Raw genomic sequence first — 1,697 nt, forward strand, 5'->3', positions numbered from 1 at the left:
TTAACACCATTCAACAATATCATATTATTTTCATGAACTTGAGTTGCCTCATTCATAACAACATCGTCATTGACCATAACCCGGCCAGAATTAATCTGTTGGATTGCTTCGGTTTTTGTTAACTCAGTGCTTTTACACACAAATTTATCAAGGCGCATTATCAGCAACATTTAGAGTAAAGAAGAGCCCGACATTATCCGTTCTCACTGCAAATAAGCAACAATTGACTGATAAATAAGTGATTTATGAGCCTTTGTGTATAACGCCGCGTTAAGTGGTGAGCAACGCTACCACCCAACCTAAACCATTGTGACATAAACACTTAGACTGAAGTAAGCCGAAAATGCCAAGCGTTGGGAATCCGTCTTAAACGCTTTGTTAGGCTTCAGGCACCAAAGTATATGATTTAGGTCTTTGTAACATTTTGGTTATTGAAATTTCATGTTTTAGAAATATTGCACGCTCTTCTTCGGATAAAACACACTTTAGACCACTATAAACATTTACTAGTTTTAGCTCATCAGAGAAAGGCATAAAAAGTAACCCATTGTCATCTTGTTGAATTTCATCCGATCTTAGATCCAATGGAAGACGATATTCTCTCTCATACCTCCAACCTTTATATTTGCATAGAGTTGCCGCAGGTATCTTATTTTTCCAATCATCACGGTTACGACTAATTTTCATAGGAGAGCTTACATATTTAATTTTGCTTAAATACTTTTTAGGAATCTCGAACTCAAAGCAGATACCACTGTGATTATCGGCGTAATGAGCCCACTGAACAGGATGCCCTAACCGTTTACTGAAACACAAAACACCTAAAATCCCATCAAAATGATGCCTAAAGTCAGCGAGAGCTTCATTAGATGTATTGGTTACATTAGGAAAGAACTCAAATGGGTCATTCAAGTTATCCAACGTTGCTATTTTTAGTCTCGATTTTTCCAAATTTTCTATGGCATATTTCTTTGCCATGAAGTGATAAACTCTCATGTGTTCTCCATTTGAAGCCTAACGCCCAATTAAGGGGTGAACAACTCCTCCACCCAACTTAACGCATTGTACCGTAAACACTAAATTTGAAGTAGAAGCAAAAGTGCCAAGCGTTGTGAATCCCTCTTAAATTGCTTGTTATGTGCGCACTAAAGACATTGGCACGAACCGAATTCCGTTGAACTCTGCTTCATCACCTGTTGCTACGAAACCATTACGATTGTAAAAGCCAACAGCATTCACCGATGAACGTAGGCTAACTTCACGAGCGTCTGTCTGATTAAGCAAATGATTCAATAAAGTACGACCTAAACCTGAACCCTGCTGTGAATTTGCTACAAACAAATGGGTTAGATAATTTCCACCACGCAAAGCGGCAAAACCTAGAACTTCCCCATCCGATACCGCCTTAATTGATGAAAACTTCTCATCATCTAGAGTCGACGCTAGGTCAGGTAATACTCTGTCCTTATATTCTTGCTTTCCTTGCTCATTAAGCAATGGAAGCACATCCTTGGCAGAGACCTCTGAAACAAGCCTTGTTACTGCGCCTAAATCCGTTTTTAGAGCCTTCTGAATTTCCATATTTCCTCCGAGCACATAGACATAATGACCCCCACGAGGTGCTAGCCTCCAATTTCGTGGGTTAGCTTAAAGCCAGAGCCATAATTAGTGTGTCAAACAGCTAAATTTGGAGACTA

General features: G+C 39.4%; 3 protein-coding genes. All 3 read right to left on the reverse strand.

Features of this window, described 5'->3' with window-relative positions; all coding sequences use genetic code 11:
- The coding region (locus F0249_RS19825; RefSeq protein WP_253825360.1) for a S4 domain-containing protein at nucleotides 1-158 on the reverse strand (158 nt) is incomplete at its 3' end.
- Between the two features lie 220 nt (nucleotides 159-378).
- Entirely contained in the window at nucleotides 379-996 is a 618-nt protein-coding gene (locus F0249_RS19830) for a DUF2971 domain-containing protein (RefSeq protein WP_171757623.1), read from the reverse strand.
- A gap of 138 nt (nucleotides 997-1,134) precedes the next feature.
- Entirely contained in the window at nucleotides 1,135-1,581 is a 447-nt protein-coding gene (locus F0249_RS19835) for a GNAT family N-acetyltransferase (RefSeq protein ID WP_171757624.1), read from the reverse strand.
- Between the last annotated feature and the right edge of the window lie 116 nt (nucleotides 1,582-1,697).

This window comes from Vibrio sp. 03-59-1 (genome assembly GCF_013114135.1).
Taxonomy (GTDB): domain Bacteria; phylum Pseudomonadota; class Gammaproteobacteria; order Enterobacterales; family Vibrionaceae; genus Vibrio; species Vibrio cortegadensis.